Origin of the sequence: Collinsella sp. AM17-1, from assembly GCF_003470665.1 — a bacterium.
Classification (GTDB): domain Bacteria; phylum Actinomycetota; class Coriobacteriia; order Coriobacteriales; family Coriobacteriaceae; genus Collinsella.
Map to the genome: position 1 here is coordinate 1 of NZ_QRJZ01000012.1, position 22,425 is coordinate 22,425.

At 60.5% G+C, this 22,425-nt stretch carries 17 protein-coding genes; 3 read left to right on the forward strand and 14 right to left on the reverse strand.

Annotated features, from left to right (window positions below; translation table 11 throughout):
* Positions 1-422: 422 nt before the first annotated feature.
* A complete protein-coding gene (locus tag DW195_RS06615; protein ID WP_118206240.1) occupies positions 423-3,323 on the reverse strand; it encodes a UvrD-helicase domain-containing protein in 2,901 nt (966 codons plus the stop codon).
* A 333-nt stretch (positions 3,324-3,656) separates the two neighbouring features.
* Positions 3,657-4,637, reverse strand: a complete 981-nt coding sequence (locus DW195_RS06620) for an undecaprenyl-diphosphate phosphatase (protein ID WP_118206241.1) — start codon at positions 4,635-4,637, stop codon at positions 3,657-3,659.
* Between the two features lie 247 nt (positions 4,638-4,884).
* On the opposite strand from DW195_RS06620, the gene DW195_RS06625 reads away from it, so the two are divergent.
* On the forward strand, positions 4,885-5,322 hold the full coding sequence (locus DW195_RS06625) for a universal stress protein (RefSeq protein WP_006235921.1): 438 nt from the start codon (positions 4,885-4,887) through the stop codon (positions 5,320-5,322).
* 178 nt (positions 5,323-5,500) lie between these two features.
* Here the strand turns inward: DW195_RS06625 and DW195_RS06630 are convergent, their stop codons facing one another.
* The 9 genes from DW195_RS06630 to DW195_RS06670 all read right to left on the reverse strand — a co-directional run bounded on the left by DW195_RS06630 (position 5,501) and on the right by DW195_RS06670 (position 15,285).
* Positions 5,501-6,793: a HipA domain-containing protein gene (locus tag DW195_RS06630; RefSeq protein ID WP_118206242.1), complete on the reverse strand. Its 1,293-nt coding sequence runs from the start codon at positions 6,791-6,793 to the stop codon at positions 5,501-5,503.
* Complete coding sequence (locus DW195_RS06635) at positions 6,793-7,083, reverse strand: helix-turn-helix domain-containing protein (protein WP_118206243.1); 291 nt, start codon at positions 7,081-7,083, stop codon at positions 6,793-6,795. Before DW195_RS06635 ends, DW195_RS06630 begins: the two co-directional genes overlap by 1 nt.
* A 178-nt stretch (positions 7,084-7,261) precedes the next feature.
* Positions 7,262-8,305 (reverse strand): sensor histidine kinase, encoded by a 1,044-nt coding sequence (locus DW195_RS06640; RefSeq protein ID WP_118206244.1) that lies wholly within the window; start codon positions 8,303-8,305, stop codon positions 7,262-7,264.
* 9 nt (positions 8,306-8,314) lie between these two features.
* On the reverse strand, positions 8,315-8,986 hold the full coding sequence (locus DW195_RS06645) for a response regulator transcription factor (RefSeq protein ID WP_118206245.1): 672 nt from the start codon (positions 8,984-8,986) through the stop codon (positions 8,315-8,317).
* Between the two features lie 268 nt (positions 8,987-9,254).
* Entirely contained in the window at positions 9,255-10,712 is a 1,458-nt protein-coding gene (locus DW195_RS06650; RefSeq protein WP_118206246.1) for a YfcC family protein, read from the reverse strand.
* A gap of 12 nt (positions 10,713-10,724) precedes the next feature.
* Complete coding sequence (locus DW195_RS06655) at positions 10,725-11,924, reverse strand: M20 family metallopeptidase (RefSeq protein WP_118206247.1); 1,200 nt, start codon at positions 11,922-11,924, stop codon at positions 10,725-10,727.
* Between the two features lie 76 nt (positions 11,925-12,000).
* Complete coding sequence (locus DW195_RS06660; RefSeq protein WP_158567914.1) at positions 12,001-13,029, reverse strand: ornithine cyclodeaminase family protein; 1,029 nt, start codon at positions 13,027-13,029, stop codon at positions 12,001-12,003.
* A 69-nt stretch (positions 13,030-13,098) separates the two neighbouring features.
* Positions 13,099-14,229, reverse strand: a complete 1,131-nt coding sequence (locus DW195_RS06665) for an aminotransferase (protein WP_118206249.1) — start codon at positions 14,227-14,229, stop codon at positions 13,099-13,101.
* Positions 14,230-14,253: 24 nt separating this feature from the next.
* On the reverse strand, positions 14,254-15,285 hold the full coding sequence (locus tag DW195_RS06670; RefSeq protein WP_118206250.1) for an ornithine cyclodeaminase family protein: 1,032 nt from the start codon (positions 15,283-15,285) through the stop codon (positions 14,254-14,256).
* Positions 15,286-15,502: 217 nt separating this feature from the next.
* Here DW195_RS06670 and DW195_RS06675 point away from each other — a divergent pair, with 217 nt between their 5' ends.
* Positions 15,503-16,684 carry a PucR family transcriptional regulator gene (locus DW195_RS06675; protein WP_118206251.1) on the forward strand — a complete coding sequence of 394 codons (1,182 nt, stop codon included), beginning with the start codon at positions 15,503-15,505 and terminating at the stop codon, positions 16,682-16,684.
* Positions 16,685-16,702: 18 nt separating this feature from the next.
* Here DW195_RS06675 and DW195_RS06680 read toward each other — a convergent pair whose 3' ends face one another.
* On the reverse strand, positions 16,703-17,437 hold the full coding sequence (locus tag DW195_RS06680; RefSeq protein ID WP_199576331.1) for a hypothetical protein: 735 nt from the start codon (positions 17,435-17,437) through the stop codon (positions 16,703-16,705).
* Between the two features lie 223 nt (positions 17,438-17,660).
* On the reverse strand, positions 17,661-19,268 hold the full coding sequence (purH, locus tag DW195_RS06685; RefSeq protein WP_118206252.1) for a bifunctional phosphoribosylaminoimidazolecarboxamide formyltransferase/IMP cyclohydrolase: 1,608 nt from the start codon (positions 19,266-19,268) through the stop codon (positions 17,661-17,663).
* 277 nt (positions 19,269-19,545) lie between these two features.
* On the opposite strand from purH, the gene DW195_RS06690 reads away from it, so the two are divergent.
* On the forward strand, positions 19,546-20,187 hold the full coding sequence (locus DW195_RS06690; protein ID WP_118206253.1) for a GNAT family N-acetyltransferase: 642 nt from the start codon (positions 19,546-19,548) through the stop codon (positions 20,185-20,187).
* Positions 20,188-20,376: 189 nt separating this feature from the next.
* On the opposite strand, the gene DW195_RS10410 is transcribed toward DW195_RS06690, so the two are convergent.
* Entirely contained in the window at positions 20,377-22,323 is a 1,947-nt protein-coding gene (locus tag DW195_RS10410) for a DUF2207 domain-containing protein (protein ID WP_158567915.1), read from the reverse strand.
* Between the last annotated feature and the right edge of the window lie 102 nt (positions 22,324-22,425).

Consider the following 22,425-nt stretch of genomic DNA (forward strand, 5'->3'; position numbering starts at 1 on the left):
CGACCAAACCCCGCGCCCCGTCCCGGCGAGCCTCTGGCTAGTTACGACAATCAAAAAGCAACAAGGGGCTCCCCCGTTCATCAACGGAGGAGCCCCTACTCATATCTATTAATCAGCCCACCCGGCTCTCCAGACCAAAAAGGCGGACGAGCAGAGCGACGCCAGCAAGCAACGTTATCTAAGGACCGGGGCGGGCGTATAGGGCAACATCGGTCGCGAGTTCCGCACGCAAAGGAGAGCACTTAATGTGCTCTCCGTCTTGCGCAGGACTGCCCGAGCAGGCGACCAAAGCCCCCGGCGCGCCCGCCTAGCCGGATGTACGGGTTTTCCAGGTGCGGCAAATCGGCCTGAAAGAGGAGGGCATAGACCTTGAGGTCATGCCCGACGATTGAAGGCCGAGGTGCCGTGCCTGGGAAAGCCGCCTAGGTCAGTTTCACTATAGGTGCAAAACCCTTCATCAGCTTTTTAGTCTGGCCGGTCTTTTCGAACTGCACCTCGATCATGTCTCCGGCGACCGAGATCACGGTACCGGTGCCAAAGGTCTTGTGGCTCACGGTATCGCCCGCGGCAAAGTCCTGCGACGCGCTGGCGCGATCGACCTTGCGCTCCACCGTCGGCGACACCTTGGACGACGGCTTTTTAGCTCGCGGCGCGCCCGAACCAAAGGTCGAGGCAACACGGCCGGCGTCGGGCGAAACCCCGCGATGGCGCTCGGTGCCATAGGTGCTGCCACCAAAGAAATCGTCGAAGCTCGATCCGCCGCGCGAACCGAAACCGCCGGTCGAGCGCGTATGCGAACCGAACACCTTACCGCCATACATATCCGAGCCCATGCCCGAGCCAAAGGTGCCGTGACGGTCGCCGCGCTTCTCCCAGCCCGTGCCCTCAAAACCGGCAGAGCCGATGCCGCTAAACTCGATATCCTCAAACGGAATCTCGTTGAGGAAGCGCGAGCGCGGGTTGGCAGAAGTCGAACCGTAGGTGCGACGCGTGGCCGCATAGGTCAGGAACAGGCGCTTGCGGGCGCGCGTGATGGCGACGTAGGCCAGGCGACGCTCCTCTTCGAGCTTGCCCGGATCATCGCTGCCGCCAAAGTCGTGCACGTGCGGGAAGATACCCTCCTCCATGCCGGCCACAAACACCGCCGGGAACTCCAGGCCCTTGGCAGAGTGGATGGTCATCATGGTAATGGCATGCGTCTCGCCGGCCAGGGAATCCAAGTCGGAGCGCAAGGCCAGCCACTCCATGAGCGCCGGCAGCGCTTTGCAGGTGAGCGGGCCATAGGCGCGCTCGATCTCGTCGGCATGCACGGCACCCGCCGGCAGCTCCGTCGGCGCGGCATATGCGTTGCCCGCGATGGCAGCGGTCAGGGCATCCTGCGGCGAGAGCGCCGGAGCGGCTAGGCTATCGAGCGGATTGGAGCCCGCGGCGTCACGAGCACCGACGAGCGCCTCAAACGAAGACGCGGGCGCGGACGGCCCTGGCTCGGGCGCAGGCGCGCTCACCACAACGGGCTCGGGCTCGGCACTGGCAGGCACATCGGCAACACCGGCTGCACGCAGCTCTTCCAAGCTCTCGAGCGTGCCCTCGATATCCTCGTGCGTCTCCTCAAATTCGGCAGCGACGCCCAGGAATTCCTGGATGTTCTCGGCGCGGCTCTCGGACTCCATGGTGCCCTCGGCGCGAAACGCCTGCAGCAGGCCCGTCTTATCGACAATCATCTCGACGACGTCCTTGAGCTCGCCGTCCATGCGGCGGCCCTCGCGCACCAGCGCCACAAAACTCGACAGGCCGTTGCGCACCTTGGCACTAAACATGCCCGTCTCGGCTGTTGCGATCTCGCAGGCCTGGAAGAACGAGCAGCGGTTGTCGCGCGCCAGCTGCTCGATCTTTTGGATCGAGGTGGAGCCGATGCCGCGGCGCGGCGTGTTGATGACGCGCTTGACGCTCATCTCGTCGGCCGGGTTCACGATCATCTTGAGGTAGGCCATGACGTCGCGGATCTCGGCACGGTCGAAGAATCGCGTGCCGCCCACGATCTTGTAGGGCACGCCCGCGCGCAGGAACATATCTTCGAGGATACGCGACTGGGCGTTGGTGCGGTAGAACACGGCGATATCGTCGTAGCTCGTGCCTTTGGCATGCAGCTTCTCGATCTCGCCGGCAATCCAGCGGCCCTCGTCGCGCTCGTCGCTTGCCTGGAAAGCCTGAATCTTCTCGCCATCGCCCTCGGCCGTAAACAGGCGCTTGTCCTTGCGCTGCGAGTTGTGGCGAACAACGGCATTGGCGGCGCTCAGGATGTGACCCGTGGAGCGATAGTTCTGCTCCAGCTTGACGGTCTTGCAGTTTTTAAAGTCCTTCTCAAAGTCCAGGATATTGGTGATGTCGGCGCCACGCCAGCTATAAATGGACTGGTCGTCGTCGCCCACAACCATGAGGTTTTGGTACTTGGCGGCCAGCAGGTTGGCGATCTCGTACTGGACGTGGTTGGTGTCCTGATACTCGTCGACGCTAATGTAGCGGAAGCGCTCTTGGTACTTATCGAGCACCTCGGGGCGGGTTCGCAGTAGCTCGAGCGTGCGCACGAGCAGGTCGTCGAAGTCCATCGCGTTGGCGGCGCGCAGGCGGCGCTCCAGCTCCAGGTAGACCTGCGCGGCCTTTTTGTCATTGGGGCTGTCAGCGGATTTGAGCATGTCCTCGGGCCCGATCATGGCGTTTTTGGCCGAGCTGATCTTGCTGCGGATCATGTTGATGGGGAACTGCTTTTGCTCGATGCCGAGCGCCTGCATAATATCACGCACCATGCGCTTGGAATCGTCGTCATCGTAAATGGTGAACTGACCGGTGTAGCCCAGCAGGTCAGCGTCCTCGCGCAGCATGCGCACGCACATGGCATGGAAGGTGCACACCCACATGCCGCGGGTACCGCTGGGGATAAGTGCCGCCAGACGCTCGCGCATCTCGGCCGCGGCCTTGTTGGTAAACGTGATGGCAAGGATTTGCCAGGGCTTAACGCCCAGGTCGCCGAGCATATGGGCGATGCGGAAGGTCAAGACGCGGGTCTTGCCCGAGCCAGCACCGGCAAGGACCAGCAGCGGACCTTCGGTCGTCAGGACCGCTTCGCGCTGGGCGGGGTTAAGACTGTCGATGTCGACAAGCGACTTAGCGGGCTTGGGTGCCGGTGCGGGAGCATCGTAGATGTCGAGCGGGACGAGCTCGGGCTCCGGCGCAGCGGGGGCAGTGTATGCATCGAGCGGCACGGGTTCCGGCGCGGGCGGCACGGACGCAGCAGTGTTCTTTTCCCAGGGCAGGGGCTGGGTCATGGGCGACTCCTCATCTGACGGACGGCGCGCCTGCGGGCAGCGCCATAGTTTGAGCCGTACCAGTATACCGAGCCGCGCGGACACCGACGCAAATCACACCACGACTCCGTGCGCCGCCGTCGAACCCGCCCCAGCGGGTTTGGTGTAATGAGGTCAGGTTACTTTGCACCAATCTATTGACAATCACGAAACCGCCGATGTCATGGCAGCAGCAGCGAGCGACGGTCAGGGCGAACAAATTGGCATGAAAAGGGGGCGGCATAGACCTTTTGGTCATGCCACCCCCTTTGAATGACAAGTTGTCGCCCTGACCGCCGCGCAGCGTCGACTAAGTTAGAGGCCGAGCATCGGCTCCAGGACGAAGAAGTACGCAAGCACCACGATGCCCAGGATGATGCGGTAAACACCGAAGCACTTGAAGTCGTGACGGCGGACGAAGCCCATGAGCCACTTAATGGCGATGAGCGAAACCACAAAGGCCACAACGCAGCCCACGCCCAGGATAGCGACCTCGTTGGCGCCGAACGTACCGCCCTTGATGAAGTACTTGACCAGCTTGAGCGCACTCGCGCCAAACATGACAGGGATAGCCAGGAAGAACGTAAACTTGGACGCCACCGAACGCGTGCAGCCCAAAAGCAGGCCGCCGATGATGGTAGAACCGGAGCGAGACGTACCAGGCACCAGCGAAAGCACCTGGAAGCAGCCGATGCCCAGCGCAGTCTTCCAGCTCAGGTCCTCGAGCGTGGCGATGGAGCCAAAGTCCAGATCCTCGTCATCGTCCTCATCCTCAGCGGTAGCCGCGGCGGGCGCCGCAAAGTGCGCACCGGCGGGACGTCCACCCGACACCACAGCACGCGAACCAAACGAACCGGCAACGGCCATTTCCTCGCGCTTGCTCGCGCGCCAGTTCTCAATCACGATAAACAGCACACCGTACACAATGAGTGCCAGCGCCACGACGGGAGCATTATAGAAATGCTCCTCCATCCAGTCGTTAAGCGGCAGACCGATCGCCGCGGCGGGAATGCAGCCGAGCACAATCTTGCCCCACAGCACCCAGGTGTCGCGACGACCCTCCTTGCCCTTGCTGGGAGAAAACGGGTTAAGGTCGTAGAAGAACAGGACGCAAACGGCCAAAATGGCGCCAAGCTGAATCACGACCAGGAACATATTCCAGAACGTCTCGCTCACGTTCATCTTGACGAACTCGTCCACCAAGATCATGTGACCGGTCGACGAAACAGGCAGCCATTCGGTGATGCCCTCGACCAGGCCCATAAAGGCAGATTTTAAAAGCTCGATGATATCCAAAGGGACCCCCTCGTTAGACACCCGCCGATATTGTTCTGCGGACGGTGCGGGCGATGTCCCATTATCAACCGTTGGCGGCGCGCCTGCGCCTACCCTTACCAAAAAACTCGCCCGTTCACAGAATTGCGAGCGGTCAAACCCAAATCCTTGGGTATAACTGCAACAAGATAAAGTGTCCGGCGGCCACGCATCCGCGCCCGCCCGATGCACGAGCCCCGCGCCCGTGCGATAGACCAAGGAGGAAACCATGAACGAGGGCTATACCAAGGTATTTGTTTCACTCGACGGTACTGAGCAGCAGGATTTTGTGCTCGCACGCGCCATCAAGGTCGCCGCGAACAATGGCGCCAAGCTGATCATCGGTCACGTCATCGATTCCACGGCGCTCGAGAGCGCCGGTTCCTATCCGGTCGACCTAGTTAACGGCCTGGAGGAGGCCTTTAAGAACTCCATCGCCAAGCAGCTCGAAGAGGCCAAGGCTAATCCCGATATTCCCGAGGTCGAGGTCATGATTCGCGCCGGCCGCATTCGCGAGACGCTCAAGGACGAGATGCTCGACGTGGTCAAGCCCGACCTGGTGCTCTGCGGCGCCCGCGGCCTGTCCTCGATCAAGTATGCGCTCCTGGGTTCGATTTCGACGTTCCTGCTGCGCAACACGGACTGCGACATTCTGGTCGTGAAGTAGCGTTGCTCCCACCGGCCGCGGGGCCTGCGGGGTTTCCACGGGCACGTCCTCGCCGCGTTGCGGCTGCGGGATGTGCCCTAAGGAAACCCCTCCCGGCCCCGCGGCCTTCGCAGCCTTACTTCAGCGAGTTGGCTGGTATGAAGATGGCGTGCCGCCCGGGTTGGGGCGGCACGTTTTGTTATGAGGCGATCCTGCTTAGGCGAGTTTGTACTTCGGGAATGATCTTCTCGAACATTACCTCCGCCTCGGGAAAGCCCTCTTCTTTGAGACCGCGTGCGGCGTCTCTTAGTGCGTCTGGAACCTCATTGCAGGTATCGGCAATCATTCCGGCAACAATTCCCGCGGGCAAACCCGCCTCGATCATTTCGTTCATCACCGATTTGCGCGTTACATCGTCGATCTTCCGGCTCCCACCAAACGAAACGCCCATCTCGCGAACAAGACTGGGGTAAACCGTTGTGCACAGCACGTCATAGAGCGGCGCCAACCTCACCTGCTTCCAACTTTCGTCCCACACGAGCGACCAGTTCTTAAGATGGTTATCGCAGTTACCTACGGCATAATCGAACAGCTGGTTATAGCCGACAAGGAACCTATCCTCCATTTGATTAGTCGACACCCTTCGCACCGCATCGACGATAAGTCCCAGATAATTGACGCCCGTCGGCTCGTATTTAAGCTCACGCGAGATACCCTTGGCCTGACAAACATCTTCCTGGTGCAAACGGTATGGAATTGGCAATCCATCAACCAAGCGTCCGTCATCCGACGCTACTCGATCAAATCGCTTCACAGCAATAATCGGCTCGGCGCCCTCAACCCGGATAAGAAAGCACTCTTCGGCCGATAGGTCCATCAGAGAGGCGGCCCTAACGCACATCGCTTCACACACTGTCTCGCCCGGAAACGTTTTCGACCCCGCCTTGAGGATGTGCGTAGATGGAGCCGCTCCATGAGGCAGGTACCATCCGCTGCACGGGTCATTGCCCGTATGGTAAAGGCCAACCTTCGCCTGAGCACCCGCAAGGGAGATTCGGCTCTCTAGCGCCAAGTCAAAAGCAACCTCCGCCGGTGCGTATGCCAGCCTGCTTAGCCGCTCCCCACCTATCTCTTCATAGCCCATTTCGAGGCCCTCGGCCGAAGGCTCTCGCGTCAAAACAAGGGCGCCGACGGGTTCATCGCGGACCAAGTCGAGCACCTTAAAGTAATCTCCGCGTTCCGCTCGCGCCCTTTTCTCGAGATCTCTGTTAAGCTGCCCCTCTGGAATGATGCCGGAGAAATAGGAGCCCGTTACGTCCGGGCTGAACGTATCGACCGACAGCGGCAGCGAGGCCGAAATCGGGGCCGCATCAGCACTCTCGAGATACTTGGGGTCATAGGCGAATATCGGAAGCCCGGCGTTTTCCTCTAATACGCCAACCAGCTGGTAGGACCCATTAAACTCACGATGAACGAACAGCGCGCCATCCATTATTTTCCCCTCACCTTCAGAATAAAATCGATATCCACGATGGAGGCGTAGTCGAAAATGACGCCAATTTCGACCGTTGTCCGCCCCCGCTCGATATCACCAATCACACGAAGGCTGCGGCCCGTCATAGTCGCGACGTCGCGTTGAGTGAAGCCGAGCTCACGTCTTCTGAGCCTGAGGGCCTTCCCCATCTCGGCCGGATCGAAAACCATGCGCTCCGAGAAAGCAGCTTCTGACGGCTTGAGCTTGATGCGCCCATCCAGCTTTTTAATCGTTGTCACTGTTCTCATGATGCTCCTAGCTATATTCCTATTCGTGAACATAGTATAAAACTGTTGAGCTATGTTCATGTACGGGAATATAGTATCGACTACATTAGCAATGTTCCCGTTCGGGAATATAGTTGCTGAAAAGCCCCGATTTGTTCCCAGATGGGAAGATTCCGATCGGCCGCGCCATACGGGCCGGCTACTCAAAGTATTGGAACTTGTTTGTCGAGAAGGCAAACGTTACGACAAAGCCTTCGCCGGGGTCGGAGGCTGCGGTAACGTCGATGCCCATCTTGGAGCACAGGCGCGCCACCAGATAGAGGCCGATGCCCGTTGCGCGCTTGGTGGTGCGGCCATTGTCGCCGGTAAAGCCCTTCTCGAACACACGCGGCAGGTCTGCCGCGCACACACCGCAGCCGTTATCGGCAACGGCAAGCTCAATGCGCTCGCTTGCCAGGCCCTCGTCCAGCAACGCACCCGAAAACACGATCTTTGCGCCGTCCTCACGCGCATATTTAATGCTGTTCTGAATGAGCTGGCCCAGAATAAACTCGAGCCACTTCTCGTCGGTGAAGACCTCGAAGTCGAGGTTCTCGCACACCGGAGCCACGTGCGCCGCGATGAGCTCGCGGGCGTTGGCTTTAATCGCACCCGTCACCAAGGTCTTAAGGTCCCAGCGACGAATCAGGTAGTCGCGCTCCACGACTTCCGAGCGCGCATAGTACAGCGCCTGGTCGATATAGCGCTCCACGCGGGCAAGCTCGCGACCCAGGTCATCCACACGCGACAGATCGTCTTCGCTGCCGTCCAGGTTTTCCAAAATCAGATGGGCTGCTGCCAGGGGCAGCTTGGCCTCGTGGACCCAGCTCTCGATATAGTCGCGGTAGTCATCGGTCTGGCGCCGGCCTTCCGCCACCTCATCGCATGCCGCCTTGCCCACCCGGCGCAAGACCTCGTACTCGAGCTCGCCCTCAGCATAGGTCGGGCATTGCACCATCTCCTGCACCCATGCGGGACTCTCGAGCTCCTCGGCCGCACGCTCCAGCTGGCGCAGAAAACGACGACGGCGCGCGTACTCGATCACGATGCCGAGCATACCAAAGATAAAGGACACACCGACCGCCACGACCACGATAGAAACGGGTGCGCCGGCGACCGTCAGCACAAAGCAGCTCAGCAGCACGCCGCACGTCCACACGGCGACGGGAAGCAGCGCATCTTTAAAGAACTTGCCAAACGACATAGCCGGCCCCTAGACCGAATAGCCCTGGCCGCGGTGCGTTGTCAAATACCCCTTGATGCCGATTTTTTCGAGCGTGGTGCGCAGGCGGTTGATGTTGACGGTGAGCGTATTGTCGTCCACGAAGGCGTCGGAGTCCCACAGGTCCTGCATGATGGCCGAGCGCGAAACGATCTTGCCCGCGCGGCTCAGAAGCAGCGAGAGGATACGCAGCTCGTTTTTGGTGAGCTCGGTGCTGGTGCCCGTTTGTGTGTTGGTGACCATGGAGCGTGCGAGGTCGAGCTCCAGTCCCTTGTGGACGAGCGTGCTGCGCTCGCCCGCCGTCGCGGTGCGACGCAGTAGTGCGTTGATGCGCGCCACGAGCACACGGGCGCTGTAGGGCTTGGGAACAAAGTCGTCCGCGCCGAGCGTCATGGCCATGACCTCGTCGATCTCGGTCGTACGCGACGTGAGGACGATGATGGGAACCTCGGATTCGCGGCGAACCTCATGGCAGATATGCTGGCCGTCCTTGACGGGAAGCGTCAGGTCGAGCAGCACCAAGTCGGGCGCGGCGGCGAGAATATCGCGCGAAACATGCTCGAACGATTCGCAGGCCTCGACCTCAAAACCGGCACGGGCAAGGATGTCGGCAAGCTCGCGACGAATGGGTTCGTCGTCCTCAACGATATAGATCAGCGCCATGTGTCCTCCCATTTCGCGTAACTTGCACCTTCCACACCATTATGCCCACGGCGTCGCAGCGATACGACCCCGTGGGCACCTAATATGACAAAAGTGTTCGGTAGCCTTGAGAGAAAAGAGGGACCCTCGGGCCCGAGCCGATCGGCTTGGACAGAAGTCCGTCCGAATCCTCCGGGCCATATCATCGACCATCTGAGAAATGGTGCATCGCCATACCCGGTGACATGATCCGGTGGGTTCGGACGGACCGGGTTCCGCAAAACCGACGCTAGAGAACCGTCATCGCTACGGTGAGCAGCACCATCATGACGACGCCCAGTCCCAACAGATACTTGGTAATGAACTTGAGGAACGTGGAGTAGTCGACCTTGGAAATCTGCAGACCGGCGATCAGGACACCGAACGTCGGCGTGAACAGCAAGATCAGACCGTGTGCCGCCACATAGATCATGACCATGACCTCAGGCGAAAGTCCGAGCTGGATGGCAAGCGGACCCATGATGGGCATGGAAACCGTCGCCATGCCCGAGCTAGAGGGGATGGCGAACGAAAGCAGCAGGTAAACCACCATGGAACCGATAGCGAAGATCGGTGCGGGAACATTAGCCAGCAGACCTGCGGCACTGTTGAGCAGCCAAACATCGAGGCCGGTTGCCGCCATGAGCACGGAGATGGCACGGGCGAGCGCGATGACCAGGGCAATGTCGAGGATGCCGGCGGCACCCTTGAGGAACGTTTTGACGATCTTATCGCCCGAGAAGCCAGCGACGATGCCGATAATGACGCCCATCAGCAAGAACCAGGTGGTGCACTCGTTGAAGTACCACTGGCCCAGCGGCACGCCGGTGAGCAGGGAACTCCATGCGGTCGACATGTCCTTATCGGTTCCACCGATGGTGAACAGATCGATACCGAAGCTATCCCAGGGAACGAACGAGACAATCATGACGATGAACGAGATGGCGAACAGGACAAGCACGCCGCGCTGGCGGCTGGTCAGAGCCTTCTCCTCGTCATCTTTAGCGCCGGAGAACTCCTCGGCAGCCGCCTTGCGCTCGGAAGGGCTCAAAAGCGACGCCTCGGGATTGCTACGAATCCTTTTAGCGTAATGCATGACGAAGGCGATGGCCGACCCCTCGGCGATCACGAGCAGGGCAAAGCCGAGACCGAGCAGCAAGCCCTCGTTGACGGTGTACCCCAGATCGGCAAGGGCGGCCTTGGCGACGCCGACGGAAAACGGGTTGACCGTCGATCCGATGCAGCCGGCACCGGCACCCAAGAGCACCATCATCGCCGAGGTCAGGGTATCGAATCCGGCGGCATACATGGCGCTGCCGATAATGAAGTAGAACGGAACCGTCTCCTCGCACATGCCATACGTCGAGCCGCAGATGCCGAGCAGCGTCATGAGGATGGGAATAAGCATGAGCTCCCTACCCTTCATGGCGCGGGCAAGCGCGGCGATACCGGTATCGAGAGCACCGGTAGTGGACACGATCTCGAGGAATCCGCCGAGCACGATGACGAAGAAGCAGACGGGCATGGCACTGGTGAATCCCTGGACGGGCGAGCTGAGGAACTGCGCCACCGTCGCGCCCGTAACATCGGCAGAAAACGCCGCAACGATCCAAGTGATGATGGCAACGCCTACGAGGCACGCCACGAGGATAAGATAGGAGTTGAGCCCCTTTTTCTTCTTTTTCGGTTTATCGATCGCTTCGCTCATAGCAGCTCCTGACTATTCGGACTGGGCATGACGGGTAAGCCATCCGGTCGCGGCAGCCGCGAAAAGCGCAGCACCTTCGACCAAGGCGTTCTCGTCCAAAACAAGAGTGGGGTTGTGCAACGGGATCTCCTCCGCCCCCTCGGGCGTGCAGCCCAAAAGGAAGAAGGTCGAAGGAACGGTATGCGACATCACGCCAAAGTCATCCGAACCCGAGAACGGCTCGGCGAGATGCAGGATTCGCCCGCCCGTCCCCTGCTCATATGACGCCTCGAGCTCATCGGTCAGGTCGGGGTCGTTCCATACGGTGGGAAGACCGCGCAGGAACTCGACCGTCGCCGCGCCGCCGAAGGCGCGGGCAGTGTTCTCGACAATCTCGATGATGCGCATGTGCAGACGATGACGCGTCTCCTCGTTGGTGGTACGCAGCGTGCCGAGCATGAACGCTTGGTCGGGAATGATGTTGGCCGCAGTTCCGCCCTCCATCTTCCCGAACGTCAGCACGCTCGCCTCATACGGGTTCACCTCGCGCGCGATGACCTCCTGAAGCGCCAAGTGGATATGGGACATGATATTGAGCGGGTCGACGCCCTTCTGCGGCTGCGCCCCATGGGCACCGCTTCCCTGGATATGCACCTCGACATCGTCGACGGAGAAGAACGAGGTGCCCTTGATGCTGCCGACGGTGCCGTCGGGAACGCCGACCGGGCAGACATGCATGCCGAACGCAGCGTCGACATGCGGGTTCTCGAGAACGCCGGCCTCGATCATCGCTTGGTTACCAAGCAACTCGCGGGGATCCGTCGCCTCTTCGTCGGGCTGGAACATAAGCTTCACGCATCCGGCGAGCTCACCCTCGTGGTTCTTGAGATATTGGGCCGCTCCGAGCAACATGGCAATATGGAAGTCATGCCCGCAGGCGTGCATGTTGCCGTTGGTCGACGCGAACGGAAGACCCGTTTGCTCCCCCATGGGAAGCGCATCCATATCGGCGCGCAGCAAGATGCACGGGCCGGCCGTCGGATCGCCGACGGTGCAGACGAGTCCGCTCTCGACGATTTCACGGGGCTCATACCCCATCTCGACAAGCCTGTTCTTCACATACCCGCATGTCTCCGGCAAGTCGTACCCGGTCTCGGGATGCTGATGGAGCCATCTCCTATCTGAGACCATCCGCTCTTTTAGGGCGACGATCTCCCCGCGTAACGTTTGCATGGTCGATTTCCCTTCTCGTCTCGCCCGCCAACAACGAGGAGCAGGCGTCGGCGTATCTTGTTGTGGACCTGAACCCCTAAAGTTGCAATCTGGTTCCGACCCCCTGTCGACTCGCGCGCTCCATCAGCAGGCTCGCGAACGTGATGTCGAGTGTCGCCAGTCCGCATGAATCGAACAGCGTCACGTCATCCGGCCGGACGCGGCCACGCCGCTCGCCGCGAATAACCTCACCGACCTCGCCCACGATCCGGTAGGCAAGGATCGCGTCCTCCTCGACAGCGCCACGCATCTCGCCGAATTCGAGAATACGGACTCGATCGTCGGCAAAGACGCGTGCCCGTTTTACCAAGTCGGACGGCACCTCCCGCTTGCTGGGCATATCGGCACCGATGCACGAATAATGCTGACCGGAGCGCACCCACACCGCCGGAAAGAGCGGTGCCTTCGAACCCGTTGCGGTCACCACGATGTCGGCAGACCCGATCGCGCATTCACCTTCCGCCTCGGCGACTATATCCAAGCGGGCACAATCCGGATTGAGCGAACACGCCCCATCGACAATCGGACCCAGTCGGCCGAGCGCCCGCTCATGGGAACGGGGATTCCACAACACGACGCGCTCGAGTTCCGAAAAGACGCGCTTCATCGATGCGATGACCGGGGCGCATTGCGAACCCGTACCGACCACGGCAAGCGTCCTCGCGTCATTCCGCGCCAACCACTTCGCACCGATAGCGGCAGCAGCACCTGTCCTTAAACGCGTCACGCCCAGACCGTCCATGACCGCACGGAGACACCCCGTCTTGGCATCGAAAACCTGTAGCACGCTGTGAAAGACAGGCAGGCCGCACCGGTCCGATGAATCCGGAGGAAACTCAGTGATGAGCTTCGCCCCAAACAGGCCGCGGCACGGAGAGACCCCCGACCTTATGTCCATGTTCGAACGGAATCCATCCAGACCCGCCGCGCCCAGCTCTTCGTACACGAGTGGATAGACGCCGCGACCTACCGCTTTCTCGCGGTACGCTACCTCGACGCACGTAAGCACGTCGTCAAGCGTCGCGAGAGATATGATCTCCTCGCGCGACAGATATAGGACGTCCATCGAGTACCCCCTGGAACCGGGGCCGACCGGTCCTAAACCGATCGGCCCCATCACTTCGACCTCGAGTCTCTACTCGAGCGTACGCATGTACGCGGAGATGGCATCCAGGCCCTTCTGCAGGTCGTCGGTGTTATCGGAGTATGCATAGCCGATGCGCATGCTCTTGGGCTCCTCAAAGCAATCGCCCGGGGTGACGAGTGCGCCAGTCTTCTTAATCATGTCGATGCAGAACGTCCTGGAGTCGATGTCGTAGTCGTAATACACGAGCGCGGTGGTTCCCGCCTCGGGCTTGACGAACGACAGGTGCGGCTCGCTCTCGACCCACTTCTCCAGAACAGCAAGGTTCTGACGGACGATGCGACGGCTGCGCTCAAGGATCACGGAAGCGTTGCCCAGAATCAGCTCCGCCACCGTCTCGCTGAATATGCCGGCGGAAATCAGGTTGTAGTCGCGATGCGAGAGCAGCGCGCGACGAAGTTCCGGGCTCTTGGTGACCGCCCAGCCCAGACGCAGGCCGGCGAACGACCAGACCTTGGACATGGATGCGGTGACAACGGCCTTGTCGTACAGGTCGATCACGGACTCGGAGTATTCATCCGTCTGAGTAAGCAGACGGTAGACCTCGTCGCAGAGCAGCCACGCGTCGTGTTTGCGCGCGACCTCGACAATCGCCTTGAGCGTATCGGTGTCGAGCAGGGCGCCCGTGGGGTTGTCCGGATTATTGATGCAGATGAGCTTGGTATCGTCGGTCACCAAGGCATCGAGCGCGTCGACGTCGACGTGGTAGCCGTTCTTGCGGTCGAGCTGAAGGATATCGACCTTCGCACCACACATCTCGGGAATCGAGTAAAGCTGCTGGTAGGTGGGCTTGACGGAGACTACGTGATCGCCCGGTTCGACGAGCGTGGAAATTACCAGAGAGTTGGCACCGGTCGCGCCGTGCGTGGGCACGATATGCCCGGGCTCGACCGTCTTATAGAGACGCGCGACCCCTTCGAGGAAGCCGGGCTGCCCCTCGATGTCTCCGTAGGTGAATCGGCGCGAGCACAGGCTATCGAGCCACGCCTTCTTGTCGGTGTTCGTAAGCTCGAACAGCTGGTCGAGCGTGAGGGAGTAGACACACGTCTCCGCAACGTTGTGGATGCACTTGGTCTCCCAGTCGTTCATCCACTGCTCGACGGCGAAATCCTTGATCTGCATTGTCGTTTCCTTTCCTTGACTTTCTTACAGTTCCACCACGATGCCCAGCCCCGCCTCGACGGCGCGGTCATAGGCGATTTTCGATGCCGAAAGGTCCTGAACGGCGATGCCCGACGTATCGAACACCGTCACCTGTTCGTCATCCGAACGCCCCGTAGCCGTGCCGGCGATGACTTCGCCGAGCTCCGCTTTGATGTCCTCGGGCGTGATGGCACCCTCGGCAACCGGAATCTCCAGCTCACCGGATGCGACCGATTGTTCGCGATCGTCGACGTAAACAGCGGCACGGGCGACAAGTGCCGAGGCGAGCTCCTGCTTGCCGGGCATGTCGGCACCGACGCAGGAGATATGCGTACCGGGGCGCACCCATGCATCGGGGATGATGGGCTTGGTCGCCGGCGTGATCGTCACGATGATGTCGGCCTCCGCCGCGGCACCTTGGCCGTCGGCCGTCGCCTCGATGGAATAGGTGGATGCCTCGCGAGCATGCTCGCAGGCGTCCAAGATATGGGCGACCTCGCCTCGTATGCGCTCGACGCGGGCCTCGGGCGCAGCATCGGAAACCGGCTCCCACACCTTGACCTCGCTCACTTTGGGACAGGCGGCGAGCACGCCCGCCACCATATAGGTGCTCATATGGCCGGCACCCGCAACAAGCAGCTTGGACGCATCCGCCCGAGCCAGCCACTTGGCACCGAGCGCAGCGGCGGCACCGGTGCGAAGCCCAGTGACGGCGGAGGCATTGAGCAGCGCCAGCGGCTCGCCCGTCGCGTTGTCGCACAGCAGCGTGGTGCCAAAGATCTCGGGCAGCCCCTTTTTGGGATTCTGAGAGAACCAAGCAGTGAGCTTGAGGCCGAAGAGACCGCTTCCCGCCAACTCGCCCGAGCGGATATCCATATCGGCCACGCCGGGTTCGAACCGCTCATATACCATCGGCCACGCAACACCCTTGCCCGTTGCCTTCTGGCGATATGCCTCCTCCACGGCAGCGATTGCATCCTCGATCGTCAGCACCTTAGAAACTTCCTCGGCCGAAAGCACCACCATCTGCCCCATCATCGCTCCTTTCAGCGAAAGCTTTACGTTGCTTCACTGTACGGTTTAGCAATGATGCCGCCAAGGATCATTTCTTGTTGGAATCTACAACGATTTTCAATCTGATTTTTCCATCTATCAGCAGATATTTGAACTATTTCTCGCATTACCGGCATGCAGATGTGCAATTATCCTATTTATACAGGTATTTATTGTTGTGATTTATAGGGTGATGTTGATGCTATACACCGTCTCGGACTTCTCACGGGAATATGAGGGATCGGTCCGTCTAATCGCCGGCAGCGATGGCGTCTCGCGTGCCGTCTCTGGCGTCGGGATCCTCGATTATGAACTCATGCCCGGCCTCAAGAACAAGTACCAGCGCGTCAACTTCACCTCAGACGGGATCGTCCTCAGCACCTTCCTCTATGCGAAGGACGACCCGTACCTCATCACTGAAGCCGTGAAATACCTCGTCGCCAAGGGAACGAGCGGTCTCATCATCAAAAACGTCCTGCACATCCCGATTCCCGACCAAGCCATCCGTTACGCCAACGCGCGGCACTACCCGGTCTTTCTCACGACTGACGACTCACTGTTCTTTGACAGCGTCATCTATGAGGTCAAACGGCATATCGAGCAGCTCGCGTCCATCGACTTCGCACAGCGCGAGATCGATGCCCTGAGGACAGACGCATCGCCCGAGTCCATCCGCCGACGCATCCGAGGCCTCAACCCGTCATTTCTGGACGAAGCGGTCGCCCTGTTCGCATCGTTTGCAGAGCCCCTCGATCCGCGTACGTTTTTGCAAATCGAACGTCTCTGTGCAAAATCGACCCTCGCCGGATGCCACAACATGCTGGCACCCTATGACGGAGGTTTGTTATTCGTAGCGACAAGTGACTCGGAGCAGACGCTCGATGTGGAGCAAATCGTGCAGGCGCTCACGGAGCTCATCGAGGCTAGCGGTATCGATGGCGGAGCGGAAGGGCTCGGCATCAGCGACATTCTGTTTGGAGACGAGGCGGTGGCGCAGGCGATCTCGCAGGCGATTTACGCACAGCGCCTATCTTGTCAACGAGCCGAAGGCCCCGTCCGCTATACGCAGCTCGGCATCCTGAGAACCGTGATGCCTTTTGCGGAAACCCCGGAGATGCGATCGTTCTCGGAGGCGATTCTCTCGCCGATACGCGAGCACGACAGTGAGCATGGCAGCGAACTGGAATCCACGCTCGCCGCATTCATCGAGAACGACCGACGTATCGAGCGAACCGCCAAGCAGACTAACCAGCACCCGAATACGATTCGATATCGCCTCGATAAGGTGACGGCTCTCACCGGACTGAGCTACAAATGCGCCCCGGAGATGGAGCAGCTGTCGCTCGCCTACGCCATCGAACGCGCTCGCTCGCTTCAGTAAGCCCACCCCGCCTTGAGGTTAGGAGCGGCGGGCGCGGAGCTTTTCGTAGCCGTCGGCAAAAAAGGCGACCGTCGCGGCATCGGACTCGGCGGCGTCGGCGTCGGCGGCGGGAACCACGCCGTGCTCGTCGCTCACCAGGAACAAGGCACCCTTGAGCTGCGCGGGAATGTCTACGCGCGTAACCGAGATGCCCTTGGTCTGGGCCAGCTGCTCGATGAGCGTCGCCGTGCCGCACAGGCACTCGTCCGCCGGCGCCACAAAGGCGAGTTCGCCGTTGTTGACGGCGGCGAGCAGCTCGGGCGCCACGCCGGTCTCGTCGGCTTCGGAGCGGGCCTCGGCGGAGCGGGCACGCAGCGCCTTGGCCGACGTATCGGCGAGCGGCTCGTACTCCCCCACTGTCATGGCGGCGTTGCCGTTGATGTCGATCACCAGCATGAGCACACCGTCGTGTGCGGTGTAATCGCCCTCGGCTAGCGACCACTCAACGTGCTGCTTGGCCCAGCTGAGCATGTTATGGGTAAGCGGCTCGCCCTGCACCAGACGCTCGGACAGTGCACGGATGTGGCGGTTGAGCATGGGCACCTTTTTATTGGACATGCGCCAGCGGCAGACAAGCGCGGGCTTGTCGAGCGTGAACTTCTCGACCGCCTCCTGATTGGCGCAAAAGTCCTCGTACGCACGCTGATCCTCGGCATTGCCAAACAGCTCGGCATCATCAATCTGGGGCATGGTCATACCTTTCGTGTTAGTCATTCCGTCCTCTTATACCAAAAAGACGGCCCTCCAAACGGAGCGACCGTCTTTTGCAGAGATTATTTTGACGATATGGTCAGGCGACCGAACAGTTTAATGGGATAGAGAAACATCCCATTAAGGGTTTTCCAAGTGCCCGAGATTGCCCCGAAAGAGGAGCGCCGCGTACTAAATGTACGCAAGCGACGGTTTGAGGGGCAAGGTCGGGTGCTTGGGAAAGCCTCTAGTGCCTAAAATGCCTAGCTCCGGTGAAGACCATCGCAATACCATGCTCGTTGCAGGCCTGGATGCTCTCGTCGTCGCGCTTGGAGCCGCCGGGCTGAATGATGCAGGTCACGCCGTGCGCGGCAAGCACGTCGACGTTGTCGCGGAACGGGAAGAACGCGTCGCTTGCGCAGGCAAAGCCGCCCTTCTCCACGCCCTCGCGTTCGCAGAAGTCCTCAGCACGCTCGCAGGCCAGCAACGCGGAATCCACGCGGTTGGGCTGACCGGGGCCCATGCCAATGCCGGCCTTACCCTTGGAGACCAGGATGGCGTTGGACTTGACGCCCTTGCAGACCTTCCAGGCAAACTCGAGCTCGGCCATCTCGGCGTCGGTGGGCTTGCGGTCGGTGGGGAACGTAAAGGTCGCGGGGTCCTCGGTCACGTGGTCGACTTCCTGCACCAGCATGCCGCCGTCGATGGAGCGCAGCTCCACATGGGCACCGTGGTCCACGCCGCCGGTAGCCAGCACGCGCAGGTTGGGGCGCTTGGCCATGCGCTCGAGCGCCTCGGCGGTATAGCTCGGGGCGATGATGACCTCGACGAACTGCTTGTTCTGGTCGGCGAAGTGCTCAACCAGCTCAAAGGGAACTTCGCGGTTGCAGGCGATGATGCCGCCGAAGGCGCTCTTGGGATCGCAGGCAAAGGCGCGATCGTAGGCGGCCGTGATGTCCTCGGCAACGGCGGAACCGCAGGGGTTCTGATGCTTGAGGATCACGCAGGCCGGCTCGTCGAACTCGCGGACCAGGTTCCAAGCGGCGTCGGCATCCAGATAGTTGTTGTAGCTGAGCGGCTTGCCCTGGATCTGCTCGGAGCCCACGAGCGGGAACTGCGAGCTCGCGGTGTTCTCGCAGCCCTCGGCAAAACGATAGACCGTGGCCTTCTGCTGTGGGTTCTCGCCATAGCGCAGGTCGTCGACCTTTTCCAGCGAAATCTCGAGCTTGGCAGAGGTGTCCGCCACGTCGCTTGCCTGGGCGGCAAGCCAACGGGAGATAGCCGTATCGTAGGCGGCGGTAGTCTGGTAGACCTTCACCTGCAGGCGACGACGGGTGGCAAGCGTGGTGCAGCCGCCGGTCTCGCGCATCTCGGCAAGGACAGCGTCGTAGTCGGCCGGGTCAGAGATGACGGTAACGCTCGCAGCGTTCTTAGCGGCGGAGCGCAGCATGGAGGGACCGCCAATGTCGATGTGCTCGATGGCATCCGCAAAGGTGACCTCGGGGTTGGCGACGGTCTTCTCGAACTCGTACAGGTTGACGACGACCAGGTCGATCAGCTTAATGCCGTGCTGGGCGGCCTCCTGCATGTGCTGCTCGGAATCGCGGCGGGCCAGCAGCGCGCCGTGAACCTTGGGGTGCAGGGTCTTAACGCGGCCGTCCATCATCTCGGGATAGCCCGTGAACTCCTCGATGGGGGTTACGGGAACGCCCGCGTCCTCGATGGCACGAGCCGTGCCGCCCGTAGAGATGATCTCGACGCCAAAGTCATCGACCAGCGTCCGTGCGAAATCGACGACGCCCGTCTTATCGGTAACCGAGATCAACGCGCGCGCGATCTTCACATCAGATCCCATGCAGTCCTCCTGTCTGGTACGCCGCCGTGCTCTGTGAGTCGGTGATACGTCGATCTGCAGCGCTCGCGCAGCGGCATTGAAAATACTGATTCAATGTAGCGCATCGAGCGCATCGATGCACCCCGCAACGGGCGCATGTGCAGAAAAAGTTTGCGAGCAGAGGGGATGGGCACGGCACCGGGCACGGTGAGTTCATGGAACACAGGGGCACCATAATTAGATGCCAATAGCGTGGTAGAACTGTGCTCGATATGCATCCGCAAAAGAAAGAGGCACCATGGTCTCGCGGGTTCTCTACCGACCGTTTGATACCGAAGACTTCGACGCCATCGCGCTGATTCTGCAGCAGCTTTGGCATAACAATTCGGATAACGATGAGTACAACCGCCTTGAGGCCGCATGCGACCTCGCCTATTGCCTTTCGTCCTCGACGTTTTCGCAGGTTGCGGTAATTGACGGCGAGGCGCGCGGCATTGCGCTTGCACGCGCAGGACAGAGCCCCGGCGTCACTATCAACGAGCATTGGATGGATACCGAACGCGCGTTGCTGTCGCAGATGCGCGAACTGGAGCCCGATGCCTGCGCCGAGTATCTCTCGTTTGTGCGCGCAACCATCCGAACCAACAACCGCCTGCTCGAGAGCAGCCCATTGCCGCACGACAACGAAGTCACGCTGCTCGCCGTCGATCCCGATGTCCATGGCCTGGGCGTTGGCTCGGTGTTGCTCGATGCCGCTGTCTCGTACCTTTCCTCGCGCGGGGCGACAAGGGCGCACCTGTACACCGACTCCAACTGCTCGTGGAAGTTCTACGAGCTGCACGGCTTTAAGCGCACGGCCACGCACCGCGCCAACCGCGAAGAGCGTCGTCACGACATGCCGCGTGAAAGCTTTCTCTACGAACTCGATCTAACAGCCTAAACCTGGCAGCTAGGGACGTTCCTTTTGTGCCGGCACCCCGGGACACTCCTTGGCAGCAACCGCACCTAGTCGTTGGGAACGTTCTTAAATGACTAGTTGCTGGGGACAGTCTTCGTAGGTAGCGCGTAAAAAGGGGATGGGCTTTCCCCGACGGCTGTCGAGAAAAGCCCATCCCATAATTTACGACCGTTAGAACGTTCCGCCGCCGCCTCCGCCGACGCCGCCACCGCCGCCACCGGAAAAGCCGCCGCCGCTGCCGCCGCTCGAGCTATCGGAACTCGAAGCCAGCTCGCGGATGGTCTCGTGATACACATCGTTGAACGAATCGAGCGGAGACTCGTTGCCGTAGTGATGGTAATACCACCAGTAGCAGGGGTAGTTGTCGTAGAAATCGTCGCTGTTGCGCAGATCCGCAGGCACGGCCTCGGCCAGCTGTCGCAGCACTTCTTTCGAAACGCCCAGGGCAACGCCCATCACCAGCAGTTTGTTCCACAAGATCAGGTCGCTGGGGATAGCCTCCTTCAGGCGCGTAAAGTCCTCGAGCCAATGCTTGAGCGCCTTGCAGCGAGCCGCCACCTCGGCGCCCTCCGGCGTGTAACGGCGGAAGGTGCAGCTCAGGACAAAGCCCACGATCGTAACGGGGATCGAGATCATAGCGGCACCGACGTTGGCATCCGCAAAGTCGGTATAGAACAGAGAGCCCAGAATGCCAAAGACAATGATGATGCCGAGAACCAGGCCGGCCACCATCGCGATAGTGCCATCCGATGCAATAAGCTCGCGCGCCTCCAGCTTGCCCTTAACTGTGCTCTGATAGTCCTCGAGCTTGTCGCCAACAGATGTGGTGCGCTCGCTAGCGTACTCCTCCAACTCGCTAAACGTGCGCGAACGGACTCCGTCCTTATCGGGCTTAACGCCAGCAAAGAAGACCTTGAGCACGTCGCGATCGATGCCGTCCTTCTTGGCAGCCTTCCAGGCCTCGTCGGTCACTGTGATGCGATACGTCTGCTCCTCTTTTTCGCGACGGAGCAGACCCTTCTTCTTGGTCTCGGTCGCTTCTTCCAGCTTGATCACGCGGTCGTCGGTGAGCTTCATAAGTGTGGCGATATATGCCTGATCGGGCACGTCGTTCCAGCTCATGAGAGCTGCAAGCACCGCGGGATGGTCGGCCGAGGGCACATCGCGGAAGTACTCGTCCTGGAAGAGTGGCTTGGGCTTGGGCCTGCGCAGCTTAAGCATCACGATCACACCGGTATAGGCAACCGCCACGACAACACACACCACGGCAATCGCGCCGGCAACCGCACGCGCGTGCTCACGGCGAGCGTTGGCCTCGTCGGCCCATTCCTTCTCTTCGCTCAGAATCGTCGACATGCGCTCTTCGCTCGAGGCGGCGAGCTGCGGCACCCAGTCGTTGGGGAAGGCGATGCGTGCCTCGGCGAATTCTCCCTCATGCACGCAGGGAATGGTATAGGTGACCATGGGCTCGTCCGCATCGAGTGACACGTCGCCCGTCAGCGGGCCGTGGCCCCATGCGCGGAAGTTATCGCCCTTGACGGCGGCCGTCCCGGCAGCGGCATTTGCAAAGTAGACTTCCATCTCGACGTCATCGGAGTCCGCAGACCAGCCGTCACCCACAAATTTCCAGTAGAGCTCGGCGGTATCGGCCCAGTTCATAACCGCACCGGTCATGGAATAACTCACGTAGTAGATTGCGCTGTCGCCGCTCTCGTGAGGGCTGAACACCTTAATCTTTACGCCGTCGTCGGACTGTTCCACCGTGTAAACGCCGTCGTCGCCTTTGTTTGCGCTGTCGACCTTGTTAAACGCAGTGTCGTCTTCCTCGACGCTTAGCACATTGACGACCACCGAGCCGCCTTGCTGGTTAGAGCCTGTATTGATATCCCAATACACGCCGTTGATGTCGTCGTCGAAATCGAACTGGCGTCCCTCGACAACGGTCAGCGATCCATCGGCCTCGACCGTGGCACTGATGTAGGTTTGGGTCATGGAATACCCGTCGGCACGTGCAACGGCGGGTAGCAGCAGCAGCGCGCACGCGACGAGCGCGCAAATGTAAGCAAATCGCGCAAACGGGCAGCGCTGCCGACAGGTCTTGGCAACGGGGGCGTTCATAGGCACATCCTTTGTCTGTGATACCAGTAGCGTCATTGTCCCACGTTTGCGGGTTCATGTGACGAACATCTAGGTCAGCGGAGTATTAAACGGGACGAAAGT